Raw genomic sequence first — 20491 nt, 5'->3', positions numbered from 1 at the left:
CGAAATTGGGTCTGTAGCTCAGTTGGTTAGAGCGCACCCCTGATAAGGGTGAGGTCGGCAGTTCGAATCTGCCCAGACCCACCAATTTTTGTGTGGGAACCTGTAGCAATACGGGGCCATAGCTCAGCTGGGAGAGCGCCTGCCTTGCACGCAGGAGGTCAACGGTTCGATCCCGTTTGGCTCCACCACTACTGCTTCTGATTGTATAAAGCTTAGAAATGAGCATTCCATCGTTGTGATGGTGAATGTTGATTTCTAGTCTTTGACTAGTTCGTTCTTTAAAAATTTGGGTATGTGATAGAAAGATAGACTGAACGTTACTTTCACTGGTAACGGATCAGGCTAAGGTAAAATTTGTGAGTTTAATCGCGAATTTTCGGCGAATGTCGTCTTCACAGTATAACCAGATTGCTTGGGGTTATATGGTCAAGTGAAGAAGCGCATACGGTGGATGCCTTGGCAGTCAGAGGCGATGAAAGACGTGGTAGCCTGCGAAAAGCTTCGGGGAGTCGGCAAACAGACTTTGATCCGGAGATGTCTGAATGGGGGAACCCACCTAACATAAGTTAGGTATCTTAAGCTGAATACATAGGCTTAAGAAGCGAACCAGGGGAACTGAAACATCTAAGTACCCTGAGGAAAAGAAATCAACCGAGATTCCCTTAGTAGTGGCGAGCGAACGGGGACTAGCCCTTAAGTGGCTTTGAGATTAGCGGAACGCTCTGGAAAGTACGGCCATAGTGGGTGATAGCCCTGTACGCGAAAATCTCTTAGTCATGAAATCGAGTAGGACGGAGCACGAGAAACTTTGTCTGAATATGGGGGGACCATCCTCCAAGGCTAAATACTACTGACTGACCGATAGTGAACTAGTACCGTGAGGGAAAGGCGAAAAGAACCCCGGAGAGGGGAGTGAAATAGATCCTGAAACCGTATGCGTACAAGCAGTGGGAGCCCACTTTGTTGGGTGACTGCGTACCTTTTGTATAATGGGTCAGCGACTTATTTTCAGTGGCGAGCTTAACCGAATAGGGGAGGCGTAGCGAAAGCGAGTCTTAATAGGGCGTCTAGTCGCTGGGAATAGACCCGAAACCGGGCGATCTATCCATGGGCAGGTTGAAGGTTGGGTAACACTAACTGGAGGACCGAACCGACTACCGTTGAAAAGTTAGCGGATGACCTGTGGATCGGAGTGAAAGGCTAATCAAGCTCGGAGATAGCTGGTTCTCCTCGAAAGCTATTTAGGTAGCGCCTCATGTATCACTGTAGGGGGTAGAGCACTGTTTCGGCTAGGGGGTCATCCCGACTTACCAAACCGATGCAAACTCCGAATACCTACAAGTGCCGAGCATGGGAGACACACGGCGGGTGCTAACGTCCGTCGTGAAAAGGGAAACAACCCAGACCGTCAGCTAAGGTCCCAAAGTTATGGTTAAGTGGGAAACGATGTGGGAAGGCTTAGACAGCTAGGAGGTTGGCTTAGAAGCAGCCACCCTTTAAAGAAAGCGTAATAGCTCACTAGTCGAGTCGGCCTGCGCGGAAGATGTAACGGGGCTCAAACCATACACCGAAGCTACGGGTATCACTTAGGTGATGCGGTAGAGGAGCGTTCTGTAAGCCTGTGAAGGTGAGTTGAGAAGCTTGCTGGAGGTATCAGAAGTGCGAATGCTGACATGAGTAACGACAATGGGTGTGAAAAACACCCACGCCGAAAGACCAAGGTTTCCTGCGCAACGTTAATCGACGCAGGGTTAGTCGGTCCCTAAGGCGAGGCTGAAAAGCGTAGTCGATGGAAAACAGGTTAATATTCCTGTACTTCTGGTTATTGCGATGGAGGGACGGAGAAGGCTAGGCCAGCTTGGCGTTGGTTGTCCAAGTTTAAGGTGGTAGGCTGGAATCTTAGGTAAATCCGGGATTCTAAGGCCGAGAGCTGATGACGAGTGTTCTTTTAGAACACGAAGTGGTTGATGCCATGCTTCCAAGAAAAGCTTCTAAGCTTCAGGTAACCAGGAACCGTACCCCAAACCGACACAGGTGGTTGGGTAGAGAATACCAAGGCGCTTGAGAGAACTCGGGTGAAGGAACTAGGCAAAATGGCACCGTAACTTCGGGAGAAGGTGCGCCGGTGAGGGTGAAGGACTTGCTCCGTAAGCTCATGCCGGTCGAAGATACCAGGCCGCTGCGACTGTTTATTAAAAACACAGCACTCTGCAAACACGAAAGTGGACGTATAGGGTGTGACGCCTGCCCGGTGCCGGAAGGTTAATTGATGGGGTTAGCTAACGCGAAGCTCTTGATCGAAGCCCCGGTAAACGGCGGCCGTAACTATAACGGTCCTAAGGTAGCGAAATTCCTTGTCGGGTAAGTTCCGACCTGCACGAATGGCGTAACGATGGCGGCGCTGTCTCCACCCGAGACTCAGTGAAATTGAAATCGCTGTGAAGATGCAGTGTATCCGCGGCTAGACGGAAAGACCCCGTGAACCTTTACTATAGCTTTGCACTGGACTTTGAATTTGCTTGTGTAGGATAGGTGGGAGGCTTTGAAGCGTGGACGCCAGTTCGCGTGGAGCCAACCTTGAAATACCACCCTGGCAACTTTGAGGTTCTAACTCAGGTCCGTTATCCGGATCGAGGACAGTGTATGGTGGGTAGTTTGACTGGGGCGGTCTCCTCCTAAAGAGTAACGGAGGAGTACGAAGGTGCGCTCAGACCGGTCGGAAATCGGTCGTAGAGTATAAAGGCAAAAGCGCGCTTGACTGCGAGACAGACACGTCGAGCAGGTACGAAAGTAGGTCTTAGTGATCCGGTGGTTCTGTATGGAAGGGCCATCGCTCAACGGATAAAAGGTACTCCGGGGATAACAGGCTGATACCGCCCAAGAGTTCATATCGACGGCGGTGTTTGGCACCTCGATGTCGGCTCATCACATCCTGGGGCTGAAGCCGGTCCCAAGGGTATGGCTGTTCGCCATTTAAAGTGGTACGCGAGCTGGGTTTAGAACGTCGTGAGACAGTTCGGTCCCTATCTGCCGTGGACGTTTGAGATTTGAGAGGGGCTGCTCCTAGTACGAGAGGACCGGAGTGGACGAACCTCTGGTGTTCCGGTTGTCACGCCAGTGGCATTGCCGGGTAGCTATGTTCGGAATAGATAACCGCTGAAAGCATCTAAGCGGGAAACTAGCCTCAAGATGAGATCTCACTGGGACCTTGAGTCCCCTGAAGGGCCGTCGAAGACTACGACGTTGATAGGTTGGGTGTGTAAGCGCTGTGAGGCGTTGAGCTAACCAATACTAATTGCCCGTGAGGCTTGACCATATAACACCCAAGCAATCTGTGAACTCGAAAGAGGCCAGATTGCGGTGTGTGAAGACGCAATGAACCGAAAGTTCGAGAGCAACACACAAATCTATCGCATACCCATTCGCTGGAGCGTGATCTCGCAAGAGAGCACGAACTGGCTACCGAATTTCTTGACGACCATAGAGCATTGGAACCACCTGATCCCATCCCGAACTCAGCAGTGAAACGATGCATCGCCGATGGTAGTGTGGGGTTTCCCCATGTGAGAGTAGGTCATCGTCAAGATTAAATTCCGAAACCCCTATCTGCGTATGCAGGTAGGGGTTTTGTTTTGTCCGCAGGAAAGTTCGTACAGCATGATCGGACAGCTCCCGGCTGTCACCGTCTCCCGACAATGCTAAGGTTCCGCCCTAGCTTTTGTATTTCCAAGGAAGCCTATATGCCGGATGCCACGTCCCTTAATGCTGCGTTCATGGTTGTTCAAAGCAACAGTTTGAATGAGCTGCGTAGCTTGGTAATCAGCATAATGCGGCGCTACCCGCTGGCTCCGTTGGAAAATGAAATCGCGCTGGTTCAGAGCAACGGCATTGCTCAGTGGCTCAAGCTCGCACTGGCTGAGGATTCAGAAGAGGGTGACGTGGGTGGCTGCGGTATTGCCGCAGCTATCGACGTGCAGTTGCCAGGCAGCTTCATGTGGCAACTCTACCGGTTGGTCCTTGGGCGAGATGAAATACCGGCCAAATCGCTGCTCGATAAAGCCCCTCTGACCTGGCGCCTGATGCGCCTGATTCCGCAGCTGATCGATCAGCCGCACTTCGAACCCCTGCATCGCTTCCTGACGAATGACACCGATTTGCGCAAACGCTATCAACTGGCCGAGCGACTCGCTGACCTGTTCGACCAATATCAGGTGTACCGAGCCGACTGGCTCGAAGACTGGGCGGAAGGTCGTCATCAATTACGAAACGGCAGAGGTGAGGCGAAGCCCCTAACCCCGGCAAATTGCTGGCAGGCCGAGTTGTGGCGTGCGCTACTGCTGGACGTGGGTGAAAAGGGCATGGCGCAAAGCCGCGCCGGCGTCCATCAACGATTTACCGAACGGATCAATAACCTCGACATTGCCCCTGTCGGGCTGCCTTCCCGGGTGATCGTTTTCGGAATATCTTCACTCCCCGCTCAGGCGCTGGAGGCCCTCGCCGGGCTGGCCAGATTCAGTCAGGTCTTGCTCTGCGTTCATAACCCCTGTCGCTACCATTGGGCGGATATCGTCGCCGACAAAGACCTGCTACGGCATCAATACAAGCGTCAGGCTCGCAAGAGCGGCATGCCGGTGGTGCTCGATCCGCAAACCCTGCATCAACATGCCCATCCGCTATTGGCTGCATGGGGCAAGCAGGGGCGGGACTACATCAATCTGCTTGATAGCTATGACGATCCCGACAGTTACCGCTCGGCGTTCTCTAACGGGCGAATCGACCTGTTCAGTGACAGCCAGCCTCATAACCTGCTCAACCAATTGCAGGACGACATTCTTGAATTGCGTCCTCTGACCGAGACTCGTGAACGCTGGCCGGCAGTCGATCTCAGCACGGATCAATCGATCCGTTTTCACATCGCCCACAGCGCCCAGCGTGAAGTGGAGATCCTTCACGATCAGTTGCTCGCGCGCTTCAGTGCCAATCCTGATTTGAGGCCACGCGACGTTATCGTGATGGTCCCGGACATTGACAGTTACGCTCCGCACATTCGTGCAGTATTTGGCCAGCTTGAACGCAATGACCAACGCTTCATTCCCTTTACGCTTGCAGACCAGGGGCAGCGTGGTCGTGACCCATTGCTGATCGCTGTCGAACATCTGCTCAAGCTGCCTGACAGTCGCTTCCCCGTCAGCGAAATTCTCGACCTGCTGGACGTTCCCGCCCTACGCGCTCGCTTCGGTGTGGCGGAACGTGACCTCCCTACTCTGCATCGCTGGATTGAAGGCGCCGGCATCCGTTGGGGCATGAACGCCGGGCAACGGGCGGGGTTGGGCTTGCCGCAGGAGCTGGAGCAAAACAGTTGGCGTTTCGGCCTGCGGCGCATGCTGCTCGGGTATGCCGTGGGAAGCGGCAGTGCCTGCGAAGGCATCGAACCGTACGACGAGATTGGTGGTCTGGATGCCGCGCTGATAGGTCCTCTGGTTGCACTGCTGGATGCGCTGGAAGTCGCGCATCAAGAGCTGTCTCGACCCACTCCACCCAAACAATGGGGCCTGCGCTTGCAGGCGCTGATGCAGGTGTTTTTCCAGGCCAGTAATGAGCATGACGACTATCTGCTGGCCCAGCTCGAGGAGCTGCGCGAAACCTGGCTCGAGACGTGTGAGTCGGTCGGCCTGCATGATGAGTTGCCGTTGACCGTGGTGCGTGAAGCCTGGCTCACCGGACTTGATCAAGGTCGCTTGTCCCAACGCTTTCTGGCGGGGGCGGTGAACTTCTGCACCTTGATGCCCATGCGGGCAATCCCCTTCAAACTGGTCTGTCTGCTCGGCATGAATGACGGCGATTACCCGCGCGCACAACCGCCTCTGGACTTCGACTTGATGGGCAGCGACTACCGGCCCGGCGATCGGTCACGCCGCGAAGATGACCGCTATCTTCTGCTGGAAGCGCTACTGTCGGCCCGTGACCAACTCTATGTAAGCTGGGTCGGTCGCAGCATTCGCGATAACAGCGAGCGCCCGGCGTCGGTGCTGATTGGCCAGTTGCGCGACCATCTGGCAAGCGGCTGGCGTTTGCTCAATGCCGATGAAGACTTGCTTGAGGCGATGACTCAGGAACACCCGCTGCAACCGTTCAGCGCGCGCTATTTCCATGAAGGCGATGACCTGTTCAGCTACGCCAACGAATGGCAGGTGCTGCATCAGGCCGTTGAATCGGCCACCCACGGTGACATCCTCTCTCCCTACGTTCAGGAAGAGCCGCTGAGCCTCGGCCAACTCCAGGACTTTTTGCGCAACCCGGTGCGGCATTTCTTCAGCCAGCGGCTCAAAGTGTTCTTCGAGGCGGCGGAAGTGCCCCTGGCCGATGAAGAACCTTTTGTACTCGATGCACTGCAGCGCTATAGCCTCAGCGACAGTTTGCTCGGCGCTGCCTTGGGGCAGCTCGAGCACGCGGATGAAGTGCTGGAAGCGCAGGCCAGACGCCTGCAAAACAGTGGTCTACTGCCCATGGCCGGTTTCGGCGAATGTCTTCAGCGAGAACTGATCGAGCCATTGCCGGACCTGCTGCAACGTTATCAACAGCTTCTGGCGTTGTGGCCAACTCCGCTCAGCAGCGCTCTGCCCATTAATCTCGAACTGCAAGGATTGCACCTGGAAGGTTGGCTCAGCGCTTTGCATCAGCGCGCCGATGGTGGGTTGCTGTCCATTACCACGATTCCCAACAGCATTGGCTCGATCAAGTCGCGCAAATGGCATCGTCTGACGCGACCTTGGGTCAATCATCTGGTCGCCTGCGCCAGTGGTATGCCAATGACCACCGCGCTGGTGGCCAGTGACGACAGCCTGTTACTCGGTCCGATAGAGAAAGATGTCGCAACCCGCACGCTCAGTGATTTGCTGATGGCCTGGAAAACCGGCATGCGGCAGCCGCTGCCCATTGCAGTGAAAACCGCGTTTGCCTGGCTCACTCAAACCGACCCAGGCAAAGCAGACGCTGCCGCTCGCAAAGCCTATGAAGGCGACGGCATGACCACCGACGGTGAGCGCCGTGAGAGTCCGGCGCTCGCCCGAGAGTTCGCCGACTACGACGCGTTGATCGCCGACGAGACGTTCCCGGACTGGTGCAACGCTATGTATAAACCGATGCTTGAAGCCCCTTGGCGCTCATTGACCACCGAGGAGGCCCGCTCATGACCGCGAAAACACCGCTGGCCCTGGCGTTCCCGCTGCGCGGCAGTCAACTGATCGAAGCCAGTGCCGGGACCGGAAAAACCTTTACGATTTCCGCGTTGTACCTGCGCCTGGTTCTGGGGCACGGCGGGGAGGCGAGTGGTTTCGGACGTGACCTGCTACCACCGCAAATCCTCGTCGTGACGTTTACTGACGCCGCCACCAAAGAGCTGCGCGAACGTATCCGCACCCGGCTGGCGGAGGCTGCCCGGTTCTTCCGCAGCGAGATAACGGCGCCGGATGCCCTGATTGAGGTGTTGCGTGAGCAGTACCTCCCCGAGCAGTGGGTCGGGTGCGCGAACCGTCTGGACATCGCTGCACAATGGATGGACGAAGCGGCTGTCTCGACTATCCACAGCTGGTGTCAGCGCATGCTGCGCGAGCATGCCTTCGACAGTGGCAGCCTGTTTACCCAGACGCTGGAAACCGATCACAGCGATTTGCTGGGCGAGGTTCTCCGCGATTACTGGCGCTTGTTTTGCTACCCGATGCAAGGCGACGCACTGAATTGGGTGCGCGGCAACTGGGGTGGCCCGGCCGCACTCTTGCCGCGCCTGCGTGGGTTGTTTGCCAGCGAGCGCGACAGCGTTAAAGGTAAAGAACCCGCAGCGCTGATCATCGAGTGTCTGCAGGAGCGAAGGGCGGCATTGCTTGAACTGAAAATGCCCTGGCGTGAGTGGGCGGACCAGCTGCTCGCGATTTGTCATGAGGGGGTCGCGAGCAAAAGCGTCGACGGTCGCAAGATGCAGGCGCGCTTTTTCGAACCCTGGTTCGAAAAGATCAAAGCCTGGGCTGAAGACGAATTACTCGAGCAGTTGGATATCGGGACGGGCTTCACACGCCTGACCCCCGATGGCATGGCTGAAGCCTGGAAAAAAGGTGACGTCCCCAGTCATCCGGGACTGGACGCAATGCCCGGCCTCAAAGCCTGTCTTGATGGGTTACCGACACCCGATGCCGCGGTTCTGCAGCACGCCGCTCAGTGGGTAGGAGCACGTTTCGAGGAAGAAAAACGTCGCCGCGCGGAGATGGGGTTTGATGACATGCTGTTGCGCCTTGATGCCGCGTTGCAATCCGACGGCGGTGAACGTTTGGCGGCCCTGATCCGCGAACAGTTTCCCGTGGCGTTAATTGACGAATTCCAGGACACCGACCCGGTGCAATACCGGATCTTCGAGAGCATTTATCGCATCGAGGACAACAACCCCGAATGCGGCCTGTTCCTGATCGGCGATCCGAAGCAAGCGATCTATGCGTTCCGTGGTGCCGACATTTATACCTACCTGCGCGCCCGTCAGGCCACCGCTGGCCGGCTGCATACACTCGGTACCAACTTCCGATCCAGCCATGGCATGGTCGGTGCGGTAAACCATGTCTTCGAACGCGCCGAATTGCGCGAGGCCGGGCGGGGCGCGTTCCTGTTTCGCGAAAAGAATGGGGTAAACCCCGTGCCGTTTCTGCCAGTCGCCGCTCAAGGACGCAAAGAAGTACTGAGCATTGAGGGGCAGGTGGTGCCCGCGCTGAATATCTGGCACCTGTCTGCCGATCAGCCGTTGTCCGGCGCGGTTTACCGGCAACAATTGGCCGGCGCGTGCGCCAGTGAAATCACCGCGTTGCTGAACGGCGGGCAACACGCAAAGGCGGGCTTCATACAGGAGGGCAAGGATTGGCGCGGCTTGCTTCCTGCGGACATCGCCATCCTGGTGCGTGACGGCAAAGAAGCTCAAGCCGTGCGTGCCGAACTCTCGGCCCGCGGCGTGCGCAGCGTTTATCTGTCGGACAAGGACTCGGTGTTCGCTGCCCAGGAGGCACACGACCTGCTCACCTGGCTCAAAGCCTGTGCCGAGCCAGACGCCGAGCGTCCGCTGCGCGCGGCGTTGGCGTGCATCACCTTGAACCTGTCGCTGTCAGAGCTCGAGCGTTTGAATCAGGACGAGTTGGCCTGGGAAGCGCGGGTCATGCAGTTCCGGGGTTACCGCGAGCTATGGCGCAAGCAAGGCGTGCTGCCCATGCTGCGACGCTTGCTGCATGACTTCGAGCTGCCTCAGGCGTTGATCGCGCGCAGTGACGGCGAGCGGGTACTGACCAACCTGCTGCACCTGTCCGAATTGCTCCAGCAGGCAGCGGCTGAACTCGATGGCGAACAAGCGCTGATCCGGCACTTGTCCGAACATCTGGCGCTGTCCGGTCAGGCGGGCGAAGAGCAGATTCTTCGACTTGAGAGTGACGAGCAATTGGTCAAGGTCGTGACCATTCACAAGTCCAAGGGGCTGGAGTATCCGTTGGTGTTTCTGCCATTCGTATGTTCGGCGAAGCCAGTGGACGGTAGCCGTCTGCCGTTGCATTACCACGATGAATCCGGCAAGGCACAAGTGACCTTGAAGGCCACCCCCGAGTTGATCGCGTTGGCTGATGACGAACGGCTGGCCGAAGACCTGCGTTTGCTTTATGTGGCCCTGACCCGGGCGCAGCATGCTTGCTGGCTAGGTGTAACCGATCTCAAACGTGGCAATAACAACAGCTCGGTGTTGCACCTCTCGGCGTTGGGTTATCTGCTGGGTGGCGGTGCGCCTTTGACTGAGTCATCAGGTCTGAAGCGCTGGCTGGAAGACTTGCAGCAGGACTGTCCGGCGCTGAACTGCCGTGAGCTGCCCGAACCGACCGCCGAGCATTACCATCCTGTGCAGAATGAGGCGAAGTTGCTCGCTCCGCTGATCCCGAAACGCAAGGCCAGCGAAAACTGGTGGATTGCTTCCTACAGCGCCCTGCGTATCGGCGACAGCCTGAGCGTGGGTGGTGACGAAGCCCCGGAAAACCCGCAAGCGCAAAAGCAGTTTGACGACGAACGCCTTGATCCCGAAGCGCCGCGAGAAGTGGTCGCCGGTGGTGCTGATATCCATCGATTTCCTCGTGGTCCGAACCCCGGCACGTTTCTCCATGGTTTGCTTGAGTGGGCCGGTAACGAAAGTTTTTGCGCGGCGCCGCACGTCGTGGAAAACGCGATTGCCCGTCGCTGCAACCGCCGAGGCTGGGAAGGCTGGATCACTACGCTGAGCGACTGGCTGCAACACTTGCTCAAATCGCCGCTGCCTGTCGGTGCCGGACAGGCTCCCGTAATCCTCGAGGGACTGAGCCAGTACCGCGTCGAAATGGAATTCTGGTTCGCCAGCCACAACGTCGATGTGCTCAAACTCGATGAACTCGTCCGCCGATACACCCATGACGGCGTCGCCCGGGTGGCGGCCGAACCGGTGCTGCTCAATGGCATGTTCAAAGGCTTCATCGACCTGACGTTCGAACACGAAGGTCGGTATTACGTCGCCGATTACAAATCCAACTGGCTGGGTGTCGATGACATGGCGTACACCGAGCAAGCCATGGAACAGTCGATTCTGGACAACCGTTATGACCTGCAATACGTGCTGTACCTGCTCGCATTGCACCGTCAACTCAAGGCGCGACTTGCCGATTACGATTACGACCGGCACATGGGAGGTGCGTTGTATCTGTTCTTGCGCGGCACGCGCGCGCCCACTCAGGGTGTGTATTTTGCCCGCCCGTCCAGAGAGCTGATCGAGCGTCTTGACCGGATGTTTCAGGGTAAAACGGAACCCAAGGCCGAGCCCGCGTGGGAACAGGGAGAACTGCTATGAGTCGCACCTTCGCCGATTTGCTGCCCACGCCACTGGCGGCCGAAAGCCTGGCGAGCCTGCAGCCATTGAGTCGCGCCGAAGATTTGCTGGTGTTGCTGACTCGATGGGTCGAGCGAGGCTGGTTGCGAGCGCTGGACAAAGCCTTCGTTGCGTTCCTGCACGAACTCGCTCCCGACGATGATCCGCTGGTGCTGCTGGCGGCGGCGTTAACCAGTCATCAACTGGGCCACGGTCATGTCTGCCTCGATCTGTTCGAAACGCTGAAAGAGCCCGACTTCGCGTTGTCATTGCCCCCGGAAGGCGATGTGCAAAGTGGTGCGATGCTGTTGCCTTCCCAGTTGCTGGAGGCTCTGGACGGCGCTCGCTGGTGCAAGGTGCTTGCCTCCAGCAGGCTGGTCGCGTTGGCGGCTGACAATGGCGAGGCGGCGCAACAAAGGCCATTGGTGCTATCGGGCAAACGCCTGTATCTGCGCCGCTATTGGGCCTATGAAAGACGCATCGACAACGCATTGCGCCAACGCCTGGCAGAACACGAAAACACGCCGAGTGATCTTCCGCAACGCTTGACCGGCCTGTTCGGTTCAGCCAAACCCGGCGAGGTGATCGACTGGCAGAAACTGGCCTGCGCGTTGGCCACGCGCAGTGCCTTCAGCATCGTCACCGGCGGTCCCGGGACCGGCAAGACCACCACGGTCGTGCGCTTGCTGGCCTTGCTTCAGGCGCCGGCCGTGGAGGCTGGAAAACCGTTGCGTATCCGTCTTGCGGCCCCCACCGGCAAGGCCGCCGCACGATTGACGGAGTCCATCAGCCAGCAAGTCCGGACGCTGGAAGTCGCTGACGCTGTGCGAGAGAAAATCCCGTCAGACGTGACCACCGTGCACCGTCTGCTCGGCAGCCGTCCGGGCACACGGCATTTCCGACATCACGCGGGCAATCACCTGCCGCTGGATGTGCTGGTGGTGGATGAGGCCTCGATGATCGACCTGGAGATGATGGCCAATCTGCTCGACGCCCTGCCGGCCCATGCCCGGCTGGTGCTGCTCGGCGACAAGGACCAACTGGCATCGGTGGAGGCTGGTGCGGTGCTGGGTGATTTGTGCCGGGATGCCGAGGCGGGCTGGTACAGCCCGCAGACGCGGCAGTGGCTGGAAACAGTCAGCGGTGAAACCCTCGGGATCAGCGGTTTGCAGGAAGACACCCACGGCGCTCATCCACTGGCTCAGCAGGTGGTCATGCTGCGTCACTCCCGCCGATTCGGCGAGGGCAGTGGCATTGGTCAGCTGGCTCGATGGGTCAACCGGCAACGTCCTGAAGAAGCTCGCCATTTGTTGGCCGCTCGAAACCATGACGATGTGTTTTCCCTGCCTCTCAAGGGTGAGCGGGACCGGGCGCTGGAACGCTTGCTGCTCGAAGGCCATGGCGAAGGACCCAAAGGCTATCGGCATTACCTGAGCCTGCTGCGCAACCGCCGACCATCGCCCGACAGCAGCCTCGACGATTCCATCTGGACAGATTGGGCGCGCGAAGTGCTGCAAGCCTTCGACGCCTTCCAGCTACTGTGCGCCGTGCGCAAAGGGCCGTGGGGCGTGGAAGGGTTGAATCAGCGTGTGACTGATGCGCTGCTCAAGGCTCGGTTGATCGACAGCCATCAGCAGTGGTACGAAGGCCGACCGGTGCTGATGACCCGCAACGACTACGGGCTGGGTTTGATGAACGGCGACATCGGCATTGCCCTCAAGCTGCCGGAACGCGATGGAACGCGGGGCCAGCAAGTGTTGCGTGTTGCCTTCCCGCGTAACGACGGCCAGGGCGGCGTGCGCTTTGTCCTGCCGAGCCGCCTGAATGATGTCGAAACCGTGTACGCCATGACCGTGCACAAATCCCAGGGCTCTGAGTTTGCCCATACGGCGTTGATTTTGCCGGATGCGCTGAATCCCGTCCTGACCAAGGAGTTGATCTATACCGGCATTACTCGGGCGAAAGACTGGTTCACCCTGATCGAACCTCGTGGCGGGGTATTCGAAGAGGCCGTACGGCGCAAGGTCAAACGCCTTAGCGGGTTGATGCTGGAGCTGGAGGCAGCGGCCGAGCCGAGGGATTGAAAAGCGCCGTCACCAGACGACGGAAACTGTCCGAAGTGCCCTGTTGCGTGGCCTCGCGGGTGTATCGGCGCTGTGCTATGGTTGCCGCATTATTTCGTTACGATCGAAGAGAATCCCTGCATGAAGGTCGCTGTCTGGATGGCAGGGTGCATCGTTGGCTGCAAGCGAATGGTTCTGGCAGGCTTTCTCTGTTTGCTGAGTTTCATCGTTTTCGCTCAGCCGGAAACGCCATCCGGCATCGCTGACCAACGTGCCCAATCGGTCACGCAGGTCGTTCTCGGAATTCTCAGTTACGCCCGTTGGCCCGTCGAGCCCGCGCAACTGCGCTTGTGCATTGTCGGCCCTACCGAATACACCGACGATCTGGTCAAAGGCACAACCCAGGCCACTGGCCGACCTGTCGTCGTGCGCCGCCTGTTGGCTGACAACCCGGCCATCGTCGGTGAGTGCGATGCGGTTTACATCGGCAAGCTGACCAGCGAGGAGCGCGGCCGGCTGTTCGCTTCGCTGACCGGGCGCCCGGTGTTGAGCATCAGCGAAAGCGACGACCCTTGCACCGTCGGCAGTCTGTTTTGCCTGCGGGTCAGCGATGAGCAAGTGTCCTTCGAGGTCAACCTCGACTCCGTCGCCCGCAGCGGTGTGCGCATTCACCCCAGCGTGCTGCAACTGTCGCGTCGCAAGCCGGCGGCGCCATGAAATTATTCAAACCGGGAAGTCGACCGACCTTGCGCTCGGTCATCGGTCGTGGACATTTGACGGTCGCGCTGGTGGGCGTGGCCATGGCCAGCATCTCGCTGACGCTGCTGGGCGTGCTGGCCTTGCGGGTCTACGCCGATCACAACCTGCATTTGATTGCCCGCTCGATCAATTACACCGTGGAAGCGGCGGTGGTGTTCAACGACAAGGCCGCCGCCACCGAAGCGTTGGCGTTGATCGCCTCCACCGAGGAAGTGGCCGACGCCCAGGTCCTGGACCCGCAAGGTAAATTGCTGGCGCGTTGGCAGCGGCCGGAAACCGGACTGTTCTCCGAGCTTGAAATGCAATTGGCCAAAACCTTTCTGGAAAAACCGATCAGCATGCCGATCGTCCACCAAGGTCGGGAAATCGGCAGCGTCTTGCTCATCGGTCACGGCGGCAGCCTGATGCGTTTTTTGCTCAGCGGTTTGATCGGTATCGTTTTATGCACCGCCGTCAGTGCCTGGGTGGCACTCTACCTGGCGCGCCGACAACTTCGCGGGATTACCGGTCCCCTGCGCAGCCTGGCGGCCGTGGCTCACGCCGCACGCAGTGAGCGGTCGTTCGACCGACGTGTGCCTCCCGCCGCCATTGCCGAGCTCGACAACCTGGGTAACGACTTCAATGCCTTGCTCGATGAACTCGAAGCCTGGCAGACCCACCTGCAAAGCGAAAACGAAACCCTCGCCCACCAGGCCAGCCACGACAGCCTGACCGGTTTGCCCAACCGCGCGTTTTTCGAAGGCCGACTGATTCGTTCATTGCGCAATGCCCATAAGCTCAACGAACGCGTCGCGGTACTGTTTCTCGACAGCGACCGGTTCAAGGAGATCAACGATAACTTCGGTCATGCCGCCGGCGATGCGGTGCTTGTGGCGGTGGCCAATCGGGTCCGAGCGCAACTGCGCGAAGAAGATCTGGTGGCGCGTCTGGGAGGCGACGAGTTCGCTATCCTGCTGACACCGCTGCACAAGACCGAAGACGCCGAGCGAATCGCCGACAAAATTCTCGCGAGCATGGAAGAGCCGATCGCGTTGCCGGGGACTACCCAAGTGTTGACCTCACTCAGTATCGGCATCGCCGTTTACCCTGATCATGGGGCGACGCCGGGTGCACTGCTCAATGCTGCCGATGCGGCCATGTACCAAGCCAAGCGTGTCGCCAGAGGCGCGCAGCACACCGCCGGGTCGGAGCACCCTGTCGCCGACGTTCAAACCAGGAGCTAGTAACGTGTTCTCATCCACCCTGCGATTTTTTACGCTGACCCTGCTCATGGCCATGCTGGCTTTGACCGGCTGCCAGACGGCGCCGCAAAAAGGCCTGACCGCGGCGCAGGTCGCGGTGCTCAAACAGCAAGGTTTCGAATTGACCGACGAGGGCTGGGCGTTCGGCCTGTCCGGCAAAGTACTGTTTGGCAGTGACGTGGAAAGCCTGAACCCGCAGAGCACCGAAATCGTCGAGCGCATTGGCAAAGCGTTGCTGGGTGTGGGCATCGAGGGCGTACGGGTCGATGGCCACACCGACGCTTCGGGCAAAGAGGCTTACAACGAACAATTGTCCCTGCGCCGCGCTAAAAGCGTCGGCAAAGTGCTGACCGCAGTCGGCATGCAAGAACACAACATTCAACTACGCGGCCTCGGCAGCAGTCAGCCTGTCACCTCCAACGACACGGCGGCGGGCCGAACCGAGAACCGCCGGGTGGCGATAGTCGTCAGCGCCGACTAATCGGCGAACAGCATCTCCCGACTTTCACCCATCAACAGCCCCTGATTCTGCTCAGTCACCTCCCGGATGTAATCCCACAACAGCGTGATCCGCTTGAGCTTCCTCAGGTCCTCGCGGCAGTACATCCAGAACTGCCGGGTGATGTTGATCTCGTCCGGCAACACCGGCAGTAATCGCGAATCCTGCGCTGCCAGAAAGCACGGCAGGATTGCCAGCGACCGTCCTTGCTGGGCCGCCACGAACTGCGCGATCACGCTGGTACTGCGCAGGTTGGCGCTGGCGCCGGGCAGCACGTTCGCCAGGTACAACAGCTCGGAGCTGAACGCCAGATCGTCGACATAACTGATGAATGAATGCTTGCCCAGGTCTGCGGGGCGGCGGATGGGTGGGTGTTTGTCCAGATAGTCCTGGGTCGCGTACAGCTGCAATTTGTAGTCGCAGAGTTTGCAGCACACGTACGGGCCATGCTCCGGGCGTTCGAGGGCAATGACGATGTCCGCCTCGCGTTTGGACAGGCTGATGAAGTGCGGCAGCGGCAGGATGTCCACCGAAATCGCCGGGTAGGCGTCGACGAAATGGCTGAGTTGCGGGGTGATGAAAAAACTCCCGAAACCCTCGGTGCAGCCCATGCGCACGTGCCCCGACAACGCCACGCCGGAGCCGGAAACCTGTTCGCAGGCCATGTGCAGCGTGCTTTCGATCGACTCGGCGTAACCCAGTAAACGCTGACCTTCGGCGGTCAGGACGAAACCGCTGGTCCGGGATTTTTCGAACAGCAACGTGCCCAACGCCGCTTCCAGCGAACTGATGCGCCGCGACACGGTGGTGTAGTCGACGGCAAGACGCTTGGCGGCGGTGCTGGCCTTGCGGGTGCGGGCGACTTCAAGGAAAAACTTGAGGTCATCCCAATTGAGCGAGCCTAGAGAGGTGATGTTTTTTTGCATGATGGACCGGCTTTTATGTGCGTTCTTATTAGAAGTTTGCACATCTATACTCCAAAAACAGTCCGACAACCATTTCGCGACACACGCCTCATCTCAAGGCGCCTATCCGCCTTGGCTCCCTGCATCGCTCTCTCGATAAAAACAAAGTCCAGGAGACCAGCATGAACGCATCGCTCACGCCAAACGACACCACCGTCCAGAACGTCAAGCTGTTGATCGACGGCAAGTGGGTCGAATCCCAGACCACCGAATGGCACGACATCATCAACCCGGCGACCCAGCAAGTGCTGGCCAAAGTTCCGTTTGCCACCGCGCAGGAAGTCGACGCCGCCATCAGTGCCGCGCACCGCGCCTTCCAAACCTGGAAGCTGACGCCAATCGGCGCGCGCATGCGCATCATGCTCAAGCTCCAGGCGTTGATCCGTGAACACTCCAAGCGCATCGCCGTGGTGCTCAGCAACGAGCAGGGCAAAACCATTGCCGATGCCGAGGGCGATATTTTCCGTGGCCTGGAAGTGGTCGAACACGCTTGCTCCATCGGCAGCCTGCAAATGGGCGAGTTCGCCGAGAACGTCGCGGGCGGCGTTGATACCTACACCCTGCGTCAGCCGATCGGCGTCTGCGCCGGCATTACCCCGTTCAACTTTCCGGCGATGATTCCGCTGTGGATGTTCCCGATGGCCATCGCCTGCGGCAACACCTTCGTCCTCAAGCCGTCCGAACAGGACCCGATGTCGACCATGTTGCTGGTGGAACTGGCGATCGAGGCCGGCGTTCCAGCGGGCGTGCTCAACGTCGTTCATGGCGGCAAGGACGTGGTGGACGCGCTCTGCACGCATAAAGATATCAAGGCCGTTTCCTTCGTCGGTTCGACGGCCGTCGGTACGCACGTTTACGACCTGGCCGGCAAACACGGCAAGCGCGTGCAGTCGATGATGGGGGCGAAAAACCACGCCGTCGTGCTGCCCGACGCCAATCGCGAACAGGCGCTGAATGCGCTGGTCGGCGCCGGTTTCGGTGCCGCCGGTCAGCGTTGCATGGCCACTTCCGTGGTGGTGCTGGTCGGGGCGGCCAAGCAATGGTTGCCGGACCTGAAAGCGCTGGCGCAGAAACTCAAGGTCAATGCGGGCAGCGAGCCGGGCACTGACGTCGGCCCGGTGATTTCCAAGCGCGCCAAGGCGCGGATTCTTGACCTGATCGAAAGCGGCATCAAGGAAGGCGCGAAGCTGGAACTGGACGGTCGCGACATCAGCGTGGCGGGTTACGAGCAGGGCAACTTTGTTGGCCCGACCCTGTTCTCCGGCGTGACTACCGACATGCAGATCTACACCCAGGAAATCTTCGGCCCGGTGCTGGTGGTGCTGGAAGTGAATACGCTGGACGAGGCCATCGCGCTGGTCAACGCCAACCCGTTTGGCAACGGCACTGGCCTGTTCACCCAATCCGGTGCGGCGGCCCGCAAATTCCAGAGCGAAATCGACGTCGGTCAGGTCGGCATCAACATCCCGATTCCAGTGCCGGTCCCGTTCTTCAGCTTCACCGGTTCGCGTGGCTCCAAGCTCGGCGACCTCGGCCCGTATGGCAAGCAAGTGGTGCAGTTCTACACTCAGACCAAGACTGTCACCAGTCGCTGGTTCGATGACGACAGCGTCAACGACGGTGTGAACACCACCATCAACTTGCGTTAAGGAGCCGGACATGAAAATCGCGTTTATCGGTCTCGGCAACATGGGCGCGCCAATGGCCCGCAACCTGATCAAGGCCGGCCACTCATTGCGCCTGGTTGATCTGAACAAAACCGTGCTGGCGGAGCTGGAGCAACTGGGCGGCAGCATCAGCGCCAACGCACGTGAAGCGGCGCAAGGTGCAGAGCTGGTGATCACCATGCTGCCCGCCGCGGTGCATGTGCGCAGTGTGTGGCTGGGTGAAGACGGTGTGCTGGCGGGAATCGCCAAAGGCGTTCCGGCCGTGGATTGCAGCACCATCGATCCGCAGACGGCGCGTGATGTGGCGGCAGCGGCGGCCCAACAGGGCGTGGCCATGGCCGATGCGCCGGTGTCGGGTGGCACGGGCGGCGCAACGGCCGGGACGCTGACGTTTATGGTTGGCGCCACGCCTGAACTGTTCGCCACGTTGCAACCGGTGCTGGCGCAGATGGGCCGAAACATCGTCCATTGCGGCGAAGTCGGCACCGGGCAAATCGCCAAGATCTGCAACAACCTGCTGCTGGCCATCTCGATGGTCGGGGTCAGCGAAGCCATGGCGTTGGGTGATGCGCTGGGCATCGACACCTCGGTGCTGGCCGGCATCATCAACAGTTCGACCGGGCGTTGCTGGAGTTCGGAAATGTACAACCCGTGGCCGGGCATTGTCGAAACGGCACCGGCGTCACGCGGTTACACCGGCGGATTCGGCGCGGAATTGATGCTCAAGGACCTGGGGCTGGCCACGGAAGCGGCACGTCAGGCACACCAGCCGGTGGTGCTTGGCGCGGTGGCCCAGCAGTTGTATCAGGCGATGAGCCAGCGCGGGGAAGGGGGTAAAGACTTCTCGGCGATCATCAACAGCTATCGCAAACCCCAATAGGGTTTTTCCGGGAACCTGCGTCGGGCAGGTTTCCGGTTTTTTATTCGGCGACACAAAAAGATCGCAGCCTTCGGCAGCTCCTACCGGGTGTACACATTCCCATGTAGGAGCTGCCGAAGGCTGCGATCTTTTGCTTTTTCAGGCAAACACAAAATACTTGCGCACGGTCTCAACCACTTCCCACGTACCTTTCATCCCCGGCTCGATGACGAAAATATCACCGGCACGCAGGTGGATCGGCTCCTTTCCTTCGGGGGTGATGATGCAATACCCCTCGCGGAAATCGCAGTATTCCCACTTCACGTATTCCACATACCACTTGCCCGGCGTGCAGATCCAGGTGCCCATGATCTTGCTGCCGTCTTCGCTGGTGTAGGCGTTGAGGTTGACCGTGTGCGGATCGCCTTCGAGTTTTTCCCATTTGCAGGCGTCGAGCACTGGCAGCGGGTGAGTGTCGCGAAGAACGGTAATCGGTGCGGACATGATGACTCCGGGCGTGAGGGAGAACTGAAGTCGCACCCTATAGCGCCCTTGCATCGGTCAGTTGTCTGAACTCGACATCGAAGTGTCCAGAAGCGCGCGAAGCTGAAGTCTGCCCCTCAGGGAAGCATCAAGGCGTTCAGCAAGGCGTTGGCATAACCGGGTAACGCCGCAAAATCCCGGGCACACAGCAACAGTTTGCGCCGGGCCCAGGGTTCTTGCAGGGCGAGGCTCTTGAAAGGACTTTCGCCCGGCCAGCGCTCCACGGCCGCCAGCGGCACGATCGCCAGCCCGGCACCTCGAGCGACCATGCGCATCACGCCGTCGAAGCCGTCGGCGCGGATGCGGATCTGCATGCGTGAGCCGGTTTGCAGCGCCTGCTCTTCAAGGTGCACCGCCAACGCGCTGTTCGCGTTGAGCCCGACGTAGTCGTGGGGCAAGGTATCGCTGAAACTGACCGAGGGCGCAACGGCCAATGGATGGTCGCGGGGCATGATCAGCACCAGCGGATCGTCGCGAAACGGGCGGGTCTGCAGGTCATCGGTGTTCACGGCGTCGGACACCAGCCCCAAGTCCGCCGCGCCTTGGCGCAAGGCATGAGTGATGCGCGCGCTGGGCAGTTCTTGCAGGTCGATGTCGAGGTTGGGGTGGCTGCGCAGGAAATCGGCGAGCAACTCGGGAAGGTATTCGGTGATCGCCGTGGTGTTGCACAACAAACGCACCTGACCTTTGACGCCTTGCGCATACTCGGCCAGGTCCTGCTGCATGCGTTCGGCGTGTTGCAGCAGGAGCCGCGCGTGTCGCGCCAGGGCTTTTCCGGCAGGCGTGGGCGTGACGCCGCGACGGCCGCGCTCGAGGAACTCGATGCCGAGCGAAGATTCCATTGCGCGGATGCGTGCACTCGCTGCCGCCAGGGACAGATGGCTGCGCGCGGCGCCGGCGGTGATGTTGCCGGTGTCGAGGATGTTCAGGTAGAGGCGCAGGTCGGTCAGGTCGAAGTGCATTACACCAGTCTTCAAGTAAGTGTTGTCTGGGCG

At 59.1% G+C, this 20491-nt stretch carries 11 protein-coding genes, 2 tRNA genes and 2 rRNA genes; 12 read left to right on the top strand and 3 right to left on the bottom strand.

The window, feature by feature from the left end; translation table 11 throughout:
* Positions 1-7: 7 nt before the first annotated feature.
* From F8N62_RS26285 to F8N62_RS26240, 10 genes are all read left to right on the top strand, one after another.
* A tRNA-Ile gene (locus F8N62_RS26285) sits at positions 8-84 on the top strand.
* A 28-nt stretch (positions 85-112) separates the two neighbouring features.
* Positions 113-188 (top strand) — tRNA-Ala (locus tag F8N62_RS26280).
* Between the two features lie 236 nt (positions 189-424).
* Positions 425-3316: ribosomal RNA gene (locus F8N62_RS26275) — 23S ribosomal RNA — on the top strand.
* 154 nt (positions 3317-3470) lie between these two features.
* A 5S ribosomal RNA gene (gene rrf / locus F8N62_RS26270) occupies positions 3471-3586 on the top strand.
* Between the two features lie 154 nt (positions 3587-3740).
* A complete protein-coding gene (gene recC, locus F8N62_RS26265) occupies positions 3741-7193 on the top strand; it encodes an exodeoxyribonuclease V subunit gamma (RefSeq protein WP_150713399.1) in 3453 nt (1150 codons plus the stop codon).
* Positions 7190-10882 carry an exodeoxyribonuclease V subunit beta gene (gene recB, locus F8N62_RS26260; protein WP_150713398.1) on the top strand — a complete coding sequence of 1231 codons (3693 nt, stop codon included), beginning with the start codon at positions 7190-7192 and terminating at the stop codon, positions 10880-10882. The genes recC and recB overlap by 4 nt, the downstream gene beginning before the upstream one ends.
* Positions 10879-12984: an exodeoxyribonuclease V subunit alpha gene (recD, locus tag F8N62_RS26255; RefSeq protein ID WP_150713397.1), complete on the top strand. Its 2106-nt coding sequence runs from the start codon at positions 10879-10881 to the stop codon at positions 12982-12984. Before recB ends, recD begins: the two co-directional genes overlap by 4 nt.
* A gap of 120 nt (positions 12985-13104) precedes the next feature.
* Complete coding sequence (locus F8N62_RS26250; protein WP_150713396.1) at positions 13105-13680, top strand: YfiR family protein; 576 nt, start codon at positions 13105-13107, stop codon at positions 13678-13680.
* Positions 13677-14945, top strand: coding sequence for a diguanylate cyclase domain-containing protein (locus F8N62_RS26245; protein ID WP_150713395.1), 1269 nt, complete (start codon positions 13677-13679; stop codon positions 14943-14945). The genes F8N62_RS26250 and F8N62_RS26245 overlap by 4 nt, the downstream gene beginning before the upstream one ends.
* 46 nt (positions 14946-14991) lie before the next feature.
* A complete protein-coding gene (locus tag F8N62_RS26240) occupies positions 14992-15444 on the top strand; it encodes an OmpA family protein (protein WP_191632448.1) in 453 nt (150 codons plus the stop codon).
* Here F8N62_RS26240 and F8N62_RS26235 read toward each other — a convergent pair.
* Positions 15441-16388, bottom strand: coding sequence for a LysR family transcriptional regulator (locus tag F8N62_RS26235; protein ID WP_150713393.1), 948 nt, complete (start codon positions 16386-16388; stop codon positions 15441-15443). The genes F8N62_RS26240 and F8N62_RS26235 overlap by 4 nt on opposite strands.
* Before the next feature lie 161 nt (positions 16389-16549).
* On the opposite strand from F8N62_RS26235, the gene F8N62_RS26230 reads away from it, so the two are divergent.
* Both F8N62_RS26230 and mmsB read left to right on the top strand, forming a co-directional pair.
* A complete protein-coding gene (locus tag F8N62_RS26230; RefSeq protein ID WP_150713392.1) occupies positions 16550-18076 on the top strand; it encodes a CoA-acylating methylmalonate-semialdehyde dehydrogenase in 1527 nt (508 codons plus the stop codon).
* 10 nt (positions 18077-18086) lie between these two features.
* Positions 18087-18974 carry a 3-hydroxyisobutyrate dehydrogenase gene (gene mmsB, locus F8N62_RS26225; protein WP_150713391.1) on the top strand — a complete coding sequence of 296 codons (888 nt, stop codon included), beginning with the start codon at positions 18087-18089 and terminating at the stop codon, positions 18972-18974.
* 138 nt (positions 18975-19112) lie between these two features.
* Here the strand turns inward: mmsB and F8N62_RS26220 are convergent, their stop codons facing one another.
* Positions 19113-19457 carry a cupin domain-containing protein gene (locus tag F8N62_RS26220; RefSeq protein WP_008024653.1) on the bottom strand — a complete coding sequence of 115 codons (345 nt, stop codon included), beginning with the start codon at positions 19455-19457 and terminating at the stop codon, positions 19113-19115.
* A gap of 116 nt (positions 19458-19573) precedes the next feature.
* On the bottom strand, positions 19574-20458 hold the full coding sequence (locus F8N62_RS26215; protein WP_150713390.1) for a LysR substrate-binding domain-containing protein: 885 nt from the start codon (positions 20456-20458) through the stop codon (positions 19574-19576).
* Positions 20459-20491 lie beyond the last annotated feature (33 nt).

The organism is Pseudomonas fluorescens, from assembly GCF_902497785.1.
Lineage (GTDB): Bacteria > Pseudomonadota > Gammaproteobacteria > Pseudomonadales > Pseudomonadaceae > Aquipseudomonas > Aquipseudomonas fluorescens_BO.
This window is presented reverse-complemented; position numbering and strand designations above follow the sequence as displayed.

Bases quoted from the DNA above. Each gene is read 5' to 3' on its own strand.
- recB (WP_150713398.1), top strand. From the start codon at position 7,190: ATGACCGCGAAAACACCGCTGGCCCTGGCGTTCCCGCTGCGCGGCAGT.
- recC (WP_150713399.1), top strand. From the start codon at position 3,741: ATGCCGGATGCCACGTCCCTTAATGCTGCGTTCATGGTTGTTCAAAGC.
- mmsB (WP_150713391.1), top strand. From the start codon at position 18,087: ATGAAAATCGCGTTTATCGGTCTCGGCAACATGGGCGCGCCAATGGCC.
- F8N62_RS26240 (WP_191632448.1), top strand. From the start codon at position 14,992: ATGGCCATGCTGGCTTTGACCGGCTGCCAGACGGCGCCGCAAAAAGGC.
- F8N62_RS26230 (WP_150713392.1), top strand. From the start codon at position 16,550: ATGAACGCATCGCTCACGCCAAACGACACCACCGTCCAGAACGTCAAG.
- F8N62_RS26250 (WP_150713396.1), top strand. From the start codon at position 13,105: ATGAAGGTCGCTGTCTGGATGGCAGGGTGCATCGTTGGCTGCAAGCGA.
- recD (WP_150713397.1), top strand. From the start codon at position 10,879: ATGAGTCGCACCTTCGCCGATTTGCTGCCCACGCCACTGGCGGCCGAA.
- F8N62_RS26215 (WP_150713390.1), bottom strand. From the start codon at position 20,458: ATGCACTTCGACCTGACCGACCTGCGCCTCTACCTGAACATCCTCGAC.
- F8N62_RS26235 (WP_150713393.1), bottom strand. From the start codon at position 16,388: ATGCAAAAAAACATCACCTCTCTAGGCTCGCTCAATTGGGATGACCTC.
- F8N62_RS26245 (WP_150713395.1), top strand. From the start codon at position 13,677: ATGAAATTATTCAAACCGGGAAGTCGACCGACCTTGCGCTCGGTCATC.
- F8N62_RS26220 (WP_008024653.1), bottom strand. From the start codon at position 19,457: ATGTCCGCACCGATTACCGTTCTTCGCGACACTCACCCGCTGCCAGTG.